Consider the following 16,879-nt stretch of genomic DNA (forward strand, 5'->3'; position numbering starts at 1 on the left):
AGGAGTTCTATCACAATCCGTGTGAGTTCACCCATCAAACAGGGTTCAATTCGACGCAGAACGACACAGATACAACACCGACTTCGACAGCTACCCCGTCTCAGTCTTGCATTTCTCCCGTTAGCGTTCCCGACTTCCTCGGCACGTAATACTATATAGGATATTATGAATACTCGGCTTGTGAGCTTCAGGGCTTAGGCCGGGAGAACGTACTGAGTGGCACGGTTCACACGACTAGTTTCTCACCCAGAAACTCGGAGTCCCGATTAATACCCCTTACCCAACGATAGGTGGGTATGGAACGAAGACGGTACCTCACGGTACTGGGAGTGCTCGGAACGACAGGTCTTGCAGGCTGTCTCAGCGACGACAGCAGGAACTCGGACGACGGCAACGGAACCAACGACGACGATGGATCCGATACCAACGCGGAGTCGAACAGCGATGACGAAGTTCCCGTCTCCGAAGTGATCGACTCTTACTTCGAGGCTGCGGCGGCTGAGGATACTGAAGCGTTGGCCGAGACCGTCCACACCTCGAGTCCGCTCCACCCGGACGGATGGGAGGAGGACGGCTGGGAGTTTCAAGGAGACCGGTACGAGGATATCGAGGATTACGACACCGAAATGGTGACGGCGGACGGCTCCGTCGACGATATCCGTAAACTGGAAGCAGCCCAATTCTGGTTCCAGGAGACGGATCTGGAAGAAGAGATCGGCTCCGAAGATATCGCTTTGGTCGATGTGGAGGTAGACGGGTTAGAGACGGACGGTCCTGAAAGATGGGTTCTCGTTACGGAAGACGACGAGTGGCGGTTGTTCTTCCGGGGTGTCGTCGATGATACACCTGACGATCCCAACGAAGCGTTCGAGGAACCGATCGAAGACGAGGACAATGATGTAGTGAAAGAGATCGATTGGGATTATGAGCAGGAAGGCGGCGACGGCACGCCGAGCGACGCGGAGTGGGCGCGGGTGGACCTCACCGACTCACCAGGAATCGACGCGGAAACGGTCCGCATCGAGTCGACGATCGCCGACACCGAACTCGAATTCTACAACGATAGTGAGGGAGAACTGTCTACGTCATGGGCGGGCAACTGGGGGGCCGTGGAGCTGAACCCGGACGGCGATCAAATCGTCGTGACTGCGGTCCAAAACGGGACTGAAGAAGTGGTCCATAGGGAACACTATCTACCTGACGAAGACGGATAACGGCGACCGATCGCAGTTGAGTCGTCGCCGAAGACGCGCTTTCTGACTCGGAAGCGAGGACACCAACTGTCTTGTAAGGCATACATCGATCCGTACAGGCAGAGAACTACGCGGTTGTTTGCGTCTGTTCAAGCGGCGTCACTGTTCGGAAGACACCTCTCCGTCTGAGTCGGTCGTAGTGACTGCAGCACGAAGTTGCTGACGCCACGCAGTCTGCTCGTCGAGGTCCGCTTGCATCGTCTTCACACGCGCATCGAGATCATCGATTTCCTGTTGCAACGTAGTCGACGCAGTCTCCACGTCGCGCTTGACTTGGGCGAACTCCGTTTCAACTTCGTCAGTCGAAGGGGTATTCGTTTCCAGGTCCGCGACTCGTCTCCGGAGTTCCTCCCGTTCGTCGGCCGCCGTCTGGAGTTCGTCACGGAGGCCATCGATATCCGCTCGCAACTCTTCGAGGAGTTGCTGTGCCGTCCCCTCTTCGTCGAGAAATTCTTCGAGCGAGTCGATATATGCGGTGAGGGTGTCCATCCGCGATTGGACGTGTTCCAGTCGTACTGCAACGCTGTTAGATGTCTGCTTCTGGGCAAGCAGTTCACAGAGTCTCGCCGCGTTATCGTCGGCCGCGACGCCGTCCTCAAGTTCGGCGACGAGTGCCCCGACGAGTGACTCAGGAGGGTGGTGTTGCGCTGGGGCCTCGGACGTGGTACCGTTCTTATCGTTGGTCTCATCTAATAATTCCTCAAACCCGATCTCGTCTTCAGAAAAGCGGACGGATTGCGGCTCTGTGAACTCGAACGATTCGCTCCCGAGATTGTCTGCGTTCCCCCCGGACCCGTCTGCATACCGCTGGCGGAGTTGGTCGAACTCGGCTGTAACGGCCTCGCTCTCGGACTTCGGGGTAGTAGCGACATCGAGTTCGAACGCATCTGGGTCGATTGTCCAGTAATCAACAGCGTCGAGACAGTCATTGTCGAGCGCTTCGCCGATCGTTTTCGGGTCTATCCGCGTTTCGATCAGTAGCCCTATTCCGAGATCAGACGATCCAATCTCCTCGATCTCCGGCCGCGTAGTCCAGATATCGAGCGCGTTGTCGAGTTCAGAAAGGATCTTCTTTCGATGATCGATTCGCTGGGTGTCATCGGTGAATTGAATCTGAAAGTAATACAGTTCTGCATCGGGACCGACGACTTGCGACGTCTCCGTCAGGAGTTCTTCGATTACTTCTCGATCCTCTGTCCCTCTCGACGTGGTGCCAGTCTCTCGCGCATTCTTATTGGTTCCCATTCACTTCCCCCGGCCGCAACAATCACAATCTCTTTAATATAGTTGACTGTCAATATCTGAGTATTGATGCTAACTTCTTCTAAGATGTACCACTAATTAACTGTTCAATACAGTGCTGTTTTAATGGCAATCTGATTGCGGATCAAAATCGGGCGTGATTGTTGTGCGACGAACGCAAGTAATACTATATATGATCGAATTCGGATGGCGAGACAGATAGAACGACTAGTCGAGCGTCTCTCCAACGGACGATTTTGTGATCCGTGAGCGACCGCTCCGATTCATCGGGAGACGCGATACGGACCGTCACCAAAAATCTACGACGCTGCTGCCGTCGAATCCCGAAACGCCGTGTCAGGATCGTACCGAGCGCAGGAGTCCCGGTCTATGCGTGGGGACGGTCAGCAGCAGTCGTCTGCACCACAGACGCTCCCGTACTCCAGGCCGATCGCTTCGCTAATCGCTTCGTTGTATTCCAGTAGCATCGCCTCTAACTCGGATGGTGCCGCATCAGACTGGTTGTCGGCCAGTTCCTCACCGAACGCTTCGGCAGCGGCCAGCACTTCCTCGTCGGTCGCGCTCAACAGCAGCCACCTCCGGTTGACTGGGCGAACTCCCGATCGATCTGCTCGCTGATCACGTCGTTCGTCTCCTGGAGGAGATCGACGAGCGCTTCCTGTGCGTCTTGGTATCGCTGAATTATCTCGTTGTCCGATATCTCCGATTTGAGGTCTCGCAACTCGCTCAGAAGCGATTGGTCGAACCCCTCGCATTGCATCCGTCGCTGTTTCTCCCGGAACTCTTGCAGCAGTTCCATCGCCGCCGGGTCGTTTTCGAGGGCACGGCTAGCCGCTGTGAACTCCTGATAGGTCTCCGAGTCTGTAAGTGTCTCGACAAACGTTTGAAACGGCGATTCAACTGACTCTTCGTCCGAATGAGCTTCGCTCATGAGATCGTTACCTCCGTCTGCTTTTCGGGAATAGCTGAAAGGCCCGTGACCTCGTCGCTGAACGCGCTCAGTTCCTCGAGTCCGACCGGTTCCTCCTGACGCAGCGGCGCGAGCATCATCGGCGTCTCGAAGCGATCCTTGATCTCGCCGAGGTACTTCTCCTGCTGTGCCCGTCGATTCGCGAAGAAGGCGTTGTCGCCGTACTCCTCTGGAAGCAGGTAGTTCGCGACAACGAACGCGGTCTCGATCCCGACCTGGTCTTTGAGGTCCTCGGCCGCGCGGTACGCCTCCATCATCGGCGTGTACTCCGGATACATGACGAACGCGAAGGAACTCCGATCGGGGTCCTGCATCGTCTCGATGACCTCGTCGTACTGGTCGCCTTTCGCGGGGGCAGCTCCCTTCGTCAGCGATCCCAGGTCCATGAATCCCTTCCACTCGGAGGGCAGTTCCAGCAGGCGGAGCGTGTGACCGGTCGGCGCAGTGTCGAAGACCACCACGTCGTAGCCGTCTTTCTGGAAATAGCTGACGAACTTCTCGAGGGCCGCCATCTCCTCGGCGCAGCGTGACTCCAATTCCTCCTCGACGTTGGCGATGGCAGCCTCGACGTCGATTTCGGTATCCGCCTTCTCTTCGTACATCTCAGTGACGTGATCGAGGACCTGCGTGCGGTACTCTTCGAGAGCCTTCTCTTGGTCGATCCGGGCTGCATCGAGGTTCGCCTGGCCTACCGAAGTCGGCTCGTGACCGACCGGCTCACCGAAGATGTCCTCGAACTGCCGCTGGTTCAAATATTTCTCCGACTGCTCGGGAACTACAACGATGCCGTCGACCTTGTCACGTTCATCCTGCATAAGCCCTCATCCGACTCCGCGAAAACAGGGGAACCGCTAACTCTAGTTCTAGTAAGCCTGAAACTTCTTAAAACCCGCGGACGGCTCCGGGGTGCGATACACCAACCCACGTTGTAAGCTTCGAATGGCATGGTCGGGTCATTTCTGGAAACCCGGAAAACCAACGAGAGAAGGCGTGTGGAGTGCGCGGACCGGGATTTGAACCCGGGCCATGAGCTTGGAAGGCTCAGGTCCTACCACTAGACCATCCGCGCTCATCACCGGTTTTTCGGTCCACGCTTAAGGCTCTTCCTGTTCTGTGTCGCCGCCCGCTCGCGATCACGGGATCGCCGGGACGAAAAACTGCCGTTCTCGAGTACCAACACTGCGCCGCCGCTGCCGACGGTGTAGCCCGTGCTGGCCTCGGTTTCGCTGTCGAAGAGGGCGACTCGACGAGGCTCTCGGGGACTCAGCGGCTGCCGTCGTAGACGAAGCCGGATGCGTTGTCGCCGCTGACGGAGACATCGTCTTCGCCGTCGCTGTCGAGTCCGTAGGAGGTGACATCGGCGTCCTCGATACCGATCGGGTTTTAGGTGACGCCGTCGTCGGTGGCGAAGACCGTCCCGTTGGTGTCGATGACTGGCCCGAGCGGGTGTCATCGAACTCGATCGCGTTCAGCCCGGAGCCGCTGCCCGGCACCTCGTAGTTCCAGGTGCCTTCTTTACCGTTGTCGAAGCTGTAGTGGATCGAGCCGAAGTCGTCAGCCACGTAGATGTCGGCCTCACCGGCGGGACCGATGACGGCGACGTCGTTGAAGTTCGCCGTGAAATCGTTGAGGTCGAGCAATCGATCAGGTTCCCGGTCGTCACGTCGTACTCGCCGATCGATCCGCTCGAGCCGACGATCCAGAGCCGCTCGCCGTCGTCGGTAGTGTCGACCCCGTAGAGGTCGTTCCCGTTGCCGGTGGGCCCGCCCTGAAGGACGACTTCCCAGCCGTCGGCTGTGCGTTCGATCATCAGTCCACCGCCCGCGACCGCATGCGGGTTGGTGGCCGTGCAGGCGACATCGCGGAGGGCGCTGTCGACCGGCATCTCGACGGCGATCCACCCGTCGTCGCTCTCTGCGGTGGCAGCCGTCGCGGGGACGGTAGCTGCAGCAAGCGATGCGCCTGCGACCCTCAGCGTCGAACGTCGAGTCAAGCGCGTCATAGCGCATCCTGGTCTGGGTGGCGAGACGATCATAACAGCCGGCTATTCTTCAGATCGGAACCGTCTATTTCGGACCTTTTACCCGATTTCCAAACATTTTTATCGAGTGGGGCTGGGTCCGATATCCACGGATTCAACCGACTTAAGATAGCGAGCTGGATTTCATGTGAACACTACTATCACAGGTAAAATTCACTCATAGCAACCGGACACCCCCACCCGAACGATCGCTATCGAAACCGAACTCCGGGCACGGTCGCGCTATCCAGACTGATTCGCGCCCGCGACCGTGGCATAGCAGTTCCCGCTCGAGAGTTCCCACTCCCGGAGCGCGAGGTCGCTGGCGACGAGGTCGGCCTCGAACTCCTCAGGCGCGTAAATGTGATAGAAGCGCTCGACCGCCTCGCCACTGGGTAGGGTCCACTCGACGGTCGTATCGAACCCCTCGGTCACGTCGAACCGGTCGTGAGCGGTCGACCACGCACTGACCAGCGCACGGCCGTCCGGGGACAACACGCGGGCGAGCTCGTCGAGACTCGTCACCCGAGCCGCGCGCGTCGGCAGGTGATGCAGCGTCGCGACGTAGACCGCCACGTCAACGCCGTCGTCAGTGAGCGGAAGCGCGGCCGCGTCCCCCTGGATCAACTCGACCTCGAACGCCCGCTCGAGGGCGCGTTCCCGACCCGTCTCGAGCAGGCCACGGCTCACGTCGAGGCCCACGACGGACCCGCAGTCTGCCGCGAGCAGTTCGGCGTGGCGGCAGTTGCCACACCCAAGGTCGAGGCCGACTGCATCGGGACCCCGATCAGTCGCGTGGGACGCGACGAATGATTCGACTTCCGGCCACGCGTACTCGCGCGTGGACGCGAAGTGGGTCGCAATCCGGTCGTACGTCTCGCGGACATCGCCGCGTTTCACCTCACTTTCGTCCCGACGCTGCGTTCGATCCCGGTTCCCGGCCATCCGTTGGCTTTCGTCCCGGAACGGGCAAAAAGCGTTCGCCACCGCGAGCCGCAGTGCGGGTGGCCCCGTGTCGCCCGGACGAATGTGTCTCCGTGACGGGGCTCGACGAATTCGAGGGGTTTATCTATTCCCGACGGGAACTGGAGAATGCGCTCGAGGGCTCGTAGATCAGGGGTAGATCACTCCCTTGGCATGGGAGAGGCCCCGGGTTCAAATCCCGGCGAGTCCACTCGAAATTTGGCGTTTCAGGCCTTCTGACTGCCGAATTCCGTTCCCTAAGGGTGTTCTGACGGCTATCGATACGACAGTGCTGACAGCTGCTTGCTCGAGAGTCATGGTCCTGTTATAGGTCTTCGATGAAGTCGCGTCGCTGTTCCATCTTCTCACGGTCTGTACGGCGGTCGTAGTGGCGATCGAGGACTTCCGAGGACACGTCACACCGATCGCTGACGATCTTCTCGGGAATGTCCTCGCGGAGCTGATGGGTGATCGCCCCGCGCCTGATCGTGTGCGGCGAGAGGCTGCTCGGGCAGTCGTAGTAGTGCCCGTACCCCGTGGCTTCGCAGTCCGCCGGATCACGGTCGTGCGGACACTCCTCGATCATGCAGGGTTGCGTGAGCCGGTACACCTCCGACCGGATCTGGCCGGAACTCAACCGGCCTTGGTCGCTCGTCACGAGCGGTTCGCGCCCGTGTTCGTCCACGACATCGTGGCGGTGGAAGCGGAGGTACTCATCGAGGACATCGCAGTAGTAGTCGTCGAGCGCGATCGCCCGCTCGGCCGGCTCCTGATTCTTGAGCGGCGTGCCCGTATCGGGCCGGTGGCGCAACCAGAAGCACTGCTCGTCGGGTTCGTAGTCCTCGAGGTCGACCGCGCGAAGGCTCCCAAGGCGGATCCCCGTGTGCCAGAGGATCGCCATGATGACGTGGTCCCGGCTCGCGCGCTTGTACCGCTCGAGGTAGCCGATGATCTTGTGGGCGCGATCGGCGTCGAGCATCTCGTCGCGGGCCTCCTCACCGCGGTCGACATCCGGCAGTTTCACCCGCTCGCGCATCCCCGGTTCGACGGCGTCGATCGACGCGCAGAACTCGAGGAAGACGCGGAGCGTGGCGAGCTGTCCGCGGAGTGTGACGATGTTCACGTCCTCCTGTCGCCACACCCGGTATTGGTGGAGATGCCGGCCGGTGAGATCGTTGAGGTTGTCGATGCCGACCTTCGCACACCACTCGACGAAAGCGTCGAGCCGGTACTTGTGGTTCTGGAGCGTCTTCTCGCTCACCTCGAGTTCGCGGTGCGAGACGTAGAGGTCGACCGCTTCGCGTGGTGAGATCGGCTCGAGGTCGTCGCTCATCGTTCACCTCCCTGATCAGAGACCGTCTGCAGTGACCGGTCGTTCTGACTGCTGTCAGGATGAGGCGAACATGTCGAACAGAGGGTCATCTGCGCGTCGTCGTTCTCGACGCGCTCGCTCCGGCGCTCGTCGTCATCAAACGCTCCCCAGGCCCACGTCTCGCGTTCCTTCGCGGGATCGTCTACGTCGACGCGGTCCTCAAGTTCCTCGATCCACTCGGCTTGATACTCGCACCCAGCAGCGCGAAGGTCGAGCTTCTCTTCCGGCGATCCGAAGCAGCCACAGAAGCAGTCACCCGACCGCCCGAGTGTCTCCCATAGTGGGTTTCGGGGGATATCGTACTTCTCGAGGTACTCACGACAGTCCTCTTTGGTCCAGTCGTGGATCGGCGCGTGCCAGACCCAGCGTGGGCCGTCACTCTCCGGTTCGACGTGTTCCATCCGACGCTGGGACTCTGCCGATCGGACGCCGGTCCACATGTGGAGGTCAGACGCCCGACCGCGCCCAGCAGACATCGTCGCGAGCCGTCCGATTTGGCGTTCCTTCAACGACCGGTACATGATGCTATGGCGGCTCGGCCCTGGGAAGCCGTCCTCTATGACGCGGTCCTCGTAGGATTCGGGTGTACGGAGCGTCCATAGCTGAACGCCGAGTGCATCCGCATACTCTTCGATATACTCGCGGTTCTCGTCGAGTCCCGTTCGCGTATCGAGATAGACGAGTAGGTCCGCCGGTCCGTCCTCGATGGCGATGTGCGCGGCGACCGCCGAGTCCATCCCGCCAGAGATCAGGGCGACATGGTTTCCCCGCTCGTGGTCAGTTTCGCTCGAGATCGCGTCGTTGCTCATGCTTCGACCTCCCCGAGTTCAGACTGATCATCGGCGAGTTGACGACGGCCTCGAGAGTTCTCCGGCTGGATGTTCCGGACCTCGTCGGCCCAGTCCTCGAGCTGCCGGCGAACTCGCTCGAGTTTGCCCTCGAGTTCGTCGACGGACTCGGCGCTCACTTCCGCGCGGATCTTGTCGCGATCGTCGGTCGACGTCCCGCGCGTGAGTTCAGTCGTGATCGAGATCGCGTCGTCCTCGCTCATGCGTTGACCCTCCGTGTGGCGAAGTTGCTGAGCCGGCGGAAGACACCGCCTCGTCGGAGTTCTCTGCCGTCGTCGGTGTGAACGATATGCCCGCCGGCATGACACTCGGTACAACGGTAGCAGACCGCGTCCGTCCGTCCCCAGGCTGCTCGCTGGGCAGTCTCACCACAGGTCGCACAAGAGGTCGTCTCGGGTGCGACCGTCATGCCGATCCCTCCTGCAGGTCCTCGAGAACGCGCTCGAGGTCGTCCTCGATGGCCTCGTGCTGGGCGTGTTTCGCGTTGATGTACGCCAGGTCGACGCCAGTTCCCCAGAGATCCGACGAGCGGAGATCTTGAGCGAACTCGATCACAATCCCGTCGACACCGCGGTCATCTTCGCCAGCGAGATAGAGCCGATCGATGATGGTCTTCGGGAGGCCGGTGTCTTCTGGATCCCCGTCGTAGTCGACCATCAACTGACCGAGACCGACGAACGCCTCGACGCGGCCGTCGGCGACGACATCCCAGTCCTCGATGTGGCTCCGAGTGAGTTCGTAGCTCGTCTCGCAGTCTTCGTTTCCGAGCAGCGTCTCGACCGCAGCGTCTTTCCAGCGCTGGTAATCGCGGAGTTTCCAGAAGCCGACGAACTCCGCCAGCGTCTCGAGACGGCGCTCGATCGAGACCGTGACCGGTCGCTTCTCGACTGTGGCGTCGCTTCGCTCGGAGACACGAGTTACCGGGCCCGACGCTGTGACCAAGAACGAGTGCGGGAGTTGGATCGCACCGGGATCCTCGGGCGTCGGCAGCTTGTCGGCGACTGTCGTCGCGTCCGCTTGGCGTCGCGCCTCGGGTGATCCTGCAGTCGGGCCGCCGTCAGCTCGGAAGGGCGCGCAGGAGCGGCAAACCGATTCGTTGCTGCCCGCGTCGTAGCCGTCCGCTCGAGCGCCGCAGGCGCACCGAGCGTCAGACCTTTTGGATGGCGATGCCTCTTGCCGTACGTGGGGTACATTCCCCACGGAAGTTCCGAGATTCATTCGGATCACCGGAGCTACCTTCTGGGCGGCGTTGCAGCGCCGCCCGGTCTCACATACCAACAAGAGTCATCTTCAGCCGAGTTGGTAGCTCCTCACCTGCACAATTAGAGTGGTATTGCATAAATGCACCGGTCGGGTATTACAGTCAAACTTTGGTCTAATCAGTAAATTGCGGAGAGTTAGGTGTCACTGTGCCGTTTGAGAACGTGATGAGACAATCTGGGACATGGATGACGATCTGGGATGATCGGATCCTCGAGATCATTCGTGACGAAGATGCTGGGCGGGTTGGGGATCTCACCGACAGAGACGCCATTCGTATCTCTCCGTCCTCAGTATCCCGACGATGCAAGAAACTTGCAGAACATGGCCTTCTTACCCCCCTTGGAAACGGAGTCTACACGATCACCGAGCGGGGCGAAGCATACCTCGATGAGGAGTACGACGCCGAAAACGAGACCTACCTCAACGGCGGCGACTCGAGAGACGGACCGAGCGCCAGTGGAACCACTCAATCCTAATGAGCCGAAAACCCGCCCGCTGGATGTGTACGCTTGATGAACGGATTCTAGAGCATCTTTCGGAGGATCCGTGGTCGACACCGCGGCATATATCTCGAGCAGTCAATCTTACAGCATCGCGTGGGCGGGTTGAGGAGCGTTGTCAACTTCTTTCTCAGGTAGGACTGGTTGCTCCGCTCTTCGAGGATAGTCATATGTACGAAATCACATTTGAAGGACAGGAATATCTCAAAGGTGAACTTGATGTCGAAAATCGACCGTCTCCTTCAATACACAAGTTACTATAGTCAAATATAGCCATAGAGCGTCCGTTAAAATCGCCATCTGGTTGTTGACCATCTATCAAATATATTCTGTTAGCGAAACGGTTATACATGTATCTTTTAATAAGTCAGATAGTCATGGGTACGCCAACCTGTATTGATCTCTTCGCTGGCGCCGGTGGTTTTTCACTCGGGTTTCAAGAGGCTGGTTTTGATATAATTGCTGCTGCAGATAAGAGCGAAGCTGCCCTAAAGACATATGAGCATAATATAGATGGGGTGACTACTGCAGACGTACATCTTGATAGAATTACCCCTAAAGAACTGGCTGAAACGGTAGAGGTTAACCCAAAAGATGTAGATGTTGTCATCGGTGGCCCACCGTGTAAAGGGTTCTCAGTAGCAGGGAAGATGGATCCGGATGACCCACGAAACTCACTTGTAGCTAATTACATCAATATCGTCGAGTATTTCGACCCAGATGCAGTAGTAATGGAGAATGTAACGGGAATTCTGCATATGGAGGATGGAGAATACAAGAGGCGGATAATACACGCGCTTCGAGATGCTGGTTACAAAATTGATGATCAACCACCGACTCTTCGAGCTGCTCATTACGGTGTACCCCAACTCCGCGACCGGGTATTTTTCTTTGCCTCAAAGGAAGGTAAGATCGATCCCCCTTCACCGACCCATTATGGACCTAACGACGATTCTTCTGCCAAATCTAGCGATTTAGAGGAATATATCACTGTTGAAGAGGCTATTGATGATCTATCCTATCTTGAATATGGTGAGAAATCTATAGAGTACGAATTAGACGCGAATAGTAAATATCAAAAAGAGATGCGAAATAACGCAGAAGGGATTCCCAATCATAAAGCAACTAACCATGGCGAAACCGTACGTAGACGATTTCGTCGGTTTGAGCCAGGTGATGAAATGGGTGATCTCGACAAAGAACACCAAACGAAGAAACATTCGATGAAGCGTTGGGATCCTAACAAGCCTGCACCAACAGTTACTACACTCCCAGAGGACTTCATACATTATTCTCAACCGCGGATACCTACTGTTCGAGAACTTGCTAGAATTCAGTCTTTCCCAGACACATTTGAATTCAAAGGACCTCGGACGACAGGGGGTAAACGTCGGCGAAACACTGTTCCCCAATATACGCAAGTAGGAAATGCGGTCCCACCGGAACTAGCAAAATCAGTTGGGGAAGCAGTGAAGAGCCATCTGAAAACCAAGCGAGTTACGACTTAATCTCTTCCGTCACTTTTTCAATTAATTCTTCTTCCCGCTCACTGGCGAACTTCTGATAGTTATCTGGAACGGGGAATTCATCAGGATAACTATTCACACGTTTGTATTTTTCTTTTTCTGCAGCTCTAAGGGAGTCTAACCACTCTCGAGGTAGTTTGTCGCCTTTTTGCCGATTCACACCCTTGGGGAGCAGTTGAAGGTTTCCAATCCGATGGATATTGAATTCCTCATCATCATCTAGACCGACTTCCCTTTTGATAGAATCAGATTTAGAGGCAGGGAAGATATGATCGACTTCGAGATCGTCGACACCTGCAAACTCATAGATAGGAGTGGCGAGATTGAGAACCGCAGCAACGTCCCAACTTGTGAAAAGACTACTTTGGCCACGTGTGCCAGTATTATATTCCGCATTTTCTACAATATTTCTCACTGTATCTTCTCCGATCTCGATATCGAGGTAATCGAAGATATATTCGAATGCCTCCTTCTCTGGGAACTCTGAGTAATCTCGGTCGATATTCTCGTGAAGGAATTTAGAAAGGCGAGTAGCTTCAACACGCCCAAGTGATCCCTTAGAGGATTTCAAGAGGAGGAGTTTCGACAAGAATCTATAGATGCTCTGGAGATTATCTGTATCAGTCGGGTCCGCATCTGGGTTATAATAATAGAATTTAGCTAATGCCGCGATCATAGGCATTGTCGACATCGTCTTGCGAGTAAAGCCTAATGTCGTGACAGACTCGAGAGCAGCATCAAGGCTATAACAGAACCACTGACAGTCGCCAGTATCGTGCGTCGAAATGCCTTCCCCATCTTTTAACCACTTGTCACGGATTGTGAGCAGTTCATTATCAGATAAATCACTCACAGGTTGTGTTTTCAGTACATCATCTATCAGGTAGACTGAATACCGCATGAAGAGTTCTCTGCTAATCTTTTTATCATACTCCGGGAAGGATTCCTGATAACTCTGAACCCACTCCTTCGTCTTCTTTCTGGGATTGATTTGCTTCTCTTCTGGCTCAGTAAAGGGCCAGGTACTCATCATTCGTGACATCAGAAGTTGATGGGGATCCGGATCTTCCCCTTCAACATTGATGCGCTGGAAAATCTCTTTGATCTCGGTAGAGGACTTTTTAACGTCTTTACTCGGAAGAGATGCGTCAAGAATTCTGGATTCGACTTTCGGAATGACTTCTGACCGAATAGCTAACAGTTCTTTTCGACGGTCTTCAGTCAAATCAACGCCATTAAGGGTTTCTTCCGTGATTTCTCGGAGTTCTCGCGCGTTTCTCACCTCTCGATTTTCATTCATCATCTTGGGGAGAGGGAACCAGTATCGTTGAACTCCATCAGATGATTCAGCATATCCAAACTCGTGATCATCATCGTAATCATCTGTTCTGCGGAACTCAAACTCATAGTCTCCAGCCAAATATTCACCATCAAAATCAGGGTGACCGAGGAGATTGATACAGAGTTCGTAGGAGGACCAATCGTTGATGTCTGTTCGTCTTCCACCCCTTCCAGCAGTATACTTGAGTCGCTTTCCGAAGAGTCCGATAAAGAGCGAAGTCAGACGCTGCTGTCCGTCAATTACGAGGTAACTTAGATCAACTTCCTCTTCATTCGCTTCCTCATTATATTTCCAAAAACCCTCCTCATTGATCGAATCTGGAATAGCTCGATCGTCATCAGCATAATTACGTATAAACTCATAAGGATAATAATCCGCATTAGAGTGGGCCACGTCCCACTGAGTTATAAGCCCAACAGGGTACTCTCTGATAAGAGAGTCAAACAAGTTCTCCGTTTGTTCTTCGGACCAAACAAATTCGCGTTGTAGTCCTGGTAAAAAGATACGGTAGTTCAAGTCCTGAATATAATCTGAAATGGTTGCCATGACTGAAACTACATCAAGATATACTAATTACTTTCGAGTTATCTCGGTTTAGATGTCATATAGAGCAGCAGATCACCTATAATATATAAATTTCCCTAACTTAAACCCATACGATTAAGTAGATTTTCAGCTGCTTCAACTGGATCTTCGCCTTCGAGTGTCGCTTTTACGTGTCGTGCGAGAGCTTCCGCCATAATTGGTGGTACGGCGTTCCCTACTTGCGAATACTGTGGTAGTGATTCTTCTCTTCGATTTCCACCAGTCGTCCGTGGCCCTTCAAATTTGAAACCGTCAGGGAAAGACTGTAGGCGCGCCATTTCTCGAACAGTGGGTATTCGATTACGCGAATAGTGTACCAAATCTTCTGGTAGGGTTGTTATCGTTGGCGAAGGCTGGTCTGGATGTAACCGATGAAGGGTGTATTTACTCGTTTGTAACTTCTCCGGCAGATCGTCCATACGGTCCCCAGGCTCCATTGCTCCAAATCGCTCCTGAACGCGGGAACCATGATTAGGAGCTGTATGGTTGTAGAGTGGACCGTCGTGGTCTTTGCGCATCAATCGCTGATAGTCACTGTGCGGGATATCCATATATTCGGAACTACTTTCTCCGATACCAAGAAATGATAAATCGCTTATTGCCTCCTTGACTGTTTGACAGTTGCGTGTTTTAGATACCGACCCTAATCGCTGCTGACCAACATCGGTAACATGAGTCCGTCGTGGACGGGAAACCGGGTGAGACCCTTTGTAACCAATAAAGAATACGCGTTCTCGACGCTGTGGCACTCCGTAATTAGCACTGTTGAGTTCCAGCATTCGAGTGTTGTACCCTAAATCACGTGTGCGTGAAATGATGTCATCTACATACGCACCATCTTTTATCGATTTCACACCAGGGACATTCTCTATTATAATTGCATCTGGTTCCAGAGCCTCGAGTACATCGATATACCTCAGGAGAAGAGTATTACGAGCGTCATCCTCGTTTTGAGCGCCGGTAATGCTGAACCCCTTACACGGCGGTCCACCAACTAAGACATCTACATCACCAGTATCAAATCCTCCTTTATCCAATAGAGGCTGAACATCATCTGCTAAGTTGGTGATATCTGCCTGAAGGAATGGATGATCAAAATTTGCTTGATGAGTTTTACCGGCAGTTTCATGATAATCTGATGCAACAAGGATATCGAATCCAGCATTTTCAAAGCCAAGACTGAATCCACCAGCACCAGAGAAGAGATCTACACAGGTGGGTCCATCGCTCATACGTGGTCGTTTTTCACCCCAAAGCAAGATACTGCCGATCCGTTCAGAAGAAGTCAACAAGATTTAGAGTGGTCTTGATCAAGGTTTCTGCAATGAATCTCGACGACATTGATCTCGATGCTGTTCAAAATGAAATTCAAGGAGATGGATTCCTTGATGAGGTCCGTGAAGAGTATATGCCTAATTCGAACACGATGTCTGAGGAAGCGATTAATAAGTGGGAGGATGAAAACTACGAAATTACACCTGATAGCGTTGAAGAAAATGCTGATCATTTGCTTCATTCTCTTCTAAAGAGAGAACAAGATCTGTATAACCACTACCAATCACAAGTCTACAGTCAGGCATTAGTCTATTTTCTCAAAAATCACTATGACGTTGGTCAAACAGCATTGTCCTCGTTTGAAGATGACGATGACGATATGGAGTATGCTGACTATCCAACTCTCCAAAGTATTTTCACATCGATCGAGGAAGATTATGAATCAACAGATGGGTTTGTATCCACTTTCGAAAAGATCCTACCGAAACTCTATCCCATGATGGACTCAATTAGTGTTTCTGCTCAACAGTCCCGACGGATCCGCGCAGGATCAAGCCTCCAGAGTCACTTACTGAACCTTTTCGATAGAGCAAACTTTAGCGTTGAAAATGTGATTTCGGCTGGCAACGGCCATATCTATAAGGTGAAAAAGAAAAATGAACCAGATGATGTGGAGACCGTTAATGTGTATATCTCATGCCTCACAACAATGAGAGATCGATTCCGACAAACACTGTCTGACACATCAGAAGTTCTTAGTGAAGAGAATCAACGTCGGTTCATCGCGACTGCATCTGGTACAACTCTGATTACGGCCTCAGCCGCAGACGATGTCACTATCAAAAAGGTCCGTGAAGTAACAGAAGAAGGGTTTACACTAATAGTATTTGAGGAAGTGAAAGACAAACAATTCTCTGAGATCGAAGGTGTGATATCTTACAAGGATTTCTTCGGTGACCGTCTCCCCGAGATTTTAGACACCGATCGTTAGTGGAGTCAATTAACTCATCCTGTCGGAATTTACACTTATTGACTCTGCTATAGGGTTTACTCGGCCAGTTCCTTTTGAGGTATTGTTCTCAAGGTAATTCACCTTCCCCCGCTCCCGCCGAATCGCTTCCGGCGAGAACTCGCCGAGGTAGTGCCGTCTGAACGTCTCCCAGTCCTCCCAGCCGCCCCAGTCCATCACGACCGATGGTAGGACGCCCTGCTCGAGCAGGTTCGTCCCCCAGGTTCGCCGCAAGTCGTGGACGTCGAGGAACGACCAGCCGCGATCTCCGCTCTCGGCGTGGAGCCGTTCGGCAGCTCGCTGCACCCAGCGGTAGACCGTCTTGGCGGTCACGTCGACGATCGACTCATCCGGTGCGATCCCGGCGGCGTCGGTGTGGGCGGCGATGTACGTCGCCAGTTGATCGGGAACCGGCGGCTCGCGGTAGTGTTCCTGCTTCGCAACGTCCTCCCAGACGCGCAAGTGTGTCCCGGTCGGCGTCTCGACGACATCGGCGGGCGTTACTTGGACGATCTCGCAGCGACGCAGTCCGCATCGACCGGCAAGCAGGAACGCAATCATCTGGCGGTTGTCCTCCGCCTCGTCGATCACGGCCTGCAGTTCGTCTTCACTCAACCACACGCGCTTCCCTTCGCGTTGCGGGTAGGGCTTCAGTCTCATCGCTGTCCTCGATGCTCAGTTTTAGCCCAA

The 16,879-nt window shown here is 54.7% G+C and carries 15 protein-coding genes, 2 tRNA genes and 2 pseudogenes; 5 read left to right on the forward strand and 14 right to left on the reverse strand.

All coding sequences use genetic code 11. From position 1 onward, the window contains the following. Positions 1–296 precede the first annotated feature (296 nt). Positions 297–1,214, forward strand: coding sequence for a hypothetical protein (locus A6E15_RS11285; RefSeq protein ID WP_076146272.1), 918 nt, complete (start codon positions 297–299; stop codon positions 1,212–1,214). A 138-nt stretch (positions 1,215–1,352) separates the two neighbouring features. Here A6E15_RS11285 and A6E15_RS11290 read toward each other — a convergent pair whose 3' ends face one another. The 7 genes and pseudogenes from A6E15_RS11290 to A6E15_RS11320 form a co-directional block, all read right to left on the reverse strand. Continuing rightward, entirely contained in the window at positions 1,353–2,498 is a 1,146-nt protein-coding gene (locus A6E15_RS11290; RefSeq protein ID WP_076146274.1) for a hypothetical protein, read from the reverse strand. Between the two features lie 401 nt (positions 2,499–2,899). Further along, entirely contained in the window at positions 2,900–3,088 is a 189-nt protein-coding gene (hcsS, locus tag A6E15_RS11295) for a halo-CC-star protein HcsS (RefSeq protein ID WP_076148313.1), read from the reverse strand. Further along, positions 3,079–3,447, reverse strand: a complete 369-nt coding sequence (gene hcsL, locus A6E15_RS11300) for a halo-CC-star protein HcsL (protein ID WP_076146275.1) — start codon at positions 3,445–3,447, stop codon at positions 3,079–3,081. The genes hcsS and hcsL overlap by 10 nt, the downstream gene beginning before the upstream one ends. Beyond that, a pseudogene (locus A6E15_RS11305) lies at positions 3,444–4,220 on the reverse strand (ArsA-related P-loop ATPase); the annotation flags it as partial. The pseudogene A6E15_RS11305 and the gene hcsL, both read right to left, overlap by 4 nt. A gap of 264 nt (positions 4,221–4,484) precedes the next feature. Continuing rightward, a tRNA-Gly gene (locus tag A6E15_RS11310) sits at positions 4,485–4,555 on the reverse strand. A gap of 81 nt (positions 4,556–4,636) precedes the next feature. Continuing rightward, positions 4,637–5,488: pseudogene (locus A6E15_RS11315) on the reverse strand (hypothetical protein); the annotation flags it as partial. Between the two features lie 261 nt (positions 5,489–5,749). Then, complete coding sequence (locus tag A6E15_RS11320; RefSeq protein WP_076146277.1) at positions 5,750–6,451, reverse strand: class I SAM-dependent methyltransferase; 702 nt, start codon at positions 6,449–6,451, stop codon at positions 5,750–5,752. Between the two features lie 157 nt (positions 6,452–6,608). Here A6E15_RS11320 and A6E15_RS11325 point away from each other — a divergent pair. After that, positions 6,609–6,680, forward strand: a tRNA-Ala gene (locus A6E15_RS11325). A gap of 114 nt (positions 6,681–6,794) precedes the next feature. Here the strand turns inward: A6E15_RS11325 and A6E15_RS11330 are convergent. The 4 genes from A6E15_RS11330 to A6E15_RS20975 form a co-directional block, all read right to left on the reverse strand. Then, complete coding sequence (locus A6E15_RS11330; protein ID WP_066302526.1) at positions 6,795–7,802, reverse strand: tyrosine-type recombinase/integrase; 1,008 nt, start codon at positions 7,800–7,802, stop codon at positions 6,795–6,797. Next, entirely contained in the window at positions 7,799–8,650 is an 852-nt protein-coding gene (locus tag A6E15_RS11335; RefSeq protein ID WP_076146279.1) for a phosphoadenosine phosphosulfate reductase family protein, read from the reverse strand. Before A6E15_RS11335 ends, A6E15_RS11330 begins: the two co-directional genes overlap by 4 nt. Further along, positions 8,647–8,892: a DUF7389 domain-containing protein gene (locus tag A6E15_RS11340; RefSeq protein WP_076146281.1), complete on the reverse strand. Its 246-nt coding sequence runs from the start codon at positions 8,890–8,892 to the stop codon at positions 8,647–8,649. Before A6E15_RS11340 ends, A6E15_RS11335 begins: the two co-directional genes overlap by 4 nt. Before the next feature lie 202 nt (positions 8,893–9,094). Continuing rightward, positions 9,095–9,631, reverse strand: coding sequence for a hypothetical protein (locus tag A6E15_RS20975; protein ID WP_175607248.1), 537 nt, complete (start codon positions 9,629–9,631; stop codon positions 9,095–9,097). Positions 9,632–10,116: 485 nt separating this feature from the next. Here A6E15_RS20975 and A6E15_RS11355 point away from each other — a divergent pair, with 485 nt between their 5' ends. Both A6E15_RS11355 and A6E15_RS11365 read left to right on the forward strand, forming a co-directional pair. Next, entirely contained in the window at positions 10,117–10,428 is a 312-nt protein-coding gene (locus tag A6E15_RS11355) for a helix-turn-helix domain-containing protein (protein ID WP_076146284.1), read from the forward strand. Positions 10,429–10,829: 401 nt separating this feature from the next. Continuing rightward, positions 10,830–11,960: a DNA cytosine methyltransferase gene (locus A6E15_RS11365; RefSeq protein WP_175607249.1), complete on the forward strand. Its 1,131-nt coding sequence runs from the start codon at positions 10,830–10,832 to the stop codon at positions 11,958–11,960. Here the strand turns inward: A6E15_RS11365 and A6E15_RS11370 are convergent. Next, positions 11,950–13,866, reverse strand: coding sequence for a DUF262 domain-containing protein (locus A6E15_RS11370; RefSeq protein ID WP_076146290.1), 1,917 nt, complete (start codon positions 13,864–13,866; stop codon positions 11,950–11,952). The two genes, A6E15_RS11365 and A6E15_RS11370, sit on opposite strands and share 11 nt — an antisense overlap. Positions 13,867–13,961: 95 nt before the next feature. Further along, the gene (locus A6E15_RS11375; RefSeq protein WP_076146291.1) at positions 13,962–15,137 is read right to left on the reverse strand and encodes a DNA cytosine methyltransferase; all 1,176 of its coding nucleotides are present in this window, start codon (positions 15,135–15,137) and stop codon (positions 13,962–13,964) included. Between the two features lie 92 nt (positions 15,138–15,229). Here A6E15_RS11375 and A6E15_RS20375 point away from each other — a divergent pair, with 92 nt between their 5' ends. Further along, positions 15,230–16,171: a PDDEXK family nuclease gene (locus A6E15_RS20375; RefSeq protein ID WP_139326590.1), complete on the forward strand. Its 942-nt coding sequence runs from the start codon at positions 15,230–15,232 to the stop codon at positions 16,169–16,171. Between the two features lie 9 nt (positions 16,172–16,180). Here the strand turns inward: A6E15_RS20375 and A6E15_RS11385 are convergent, their stop codons facing one another. Next, positions 16,181–16,849, reverse strand: a complete 669-nt coding sequence (locus A6E15_RS11385) for a site-specific integrase (protein WP_076146295.1) — start codon at positions 16,847–16,849, stop codon at positions 16,181–16,183. Positions 16,850–16,879: the final 30 nt, after the last annotated feature.

Origin of the sequence: Natrinema saccharevitans (assembly GCF_001953745.1) — an archaeon.
Lineage (GTDB): Archaea > Halobacteriota > Halobacteria > Halobacteriales > Natrialbaceae > Natrinema > Natrinema saccharevitans.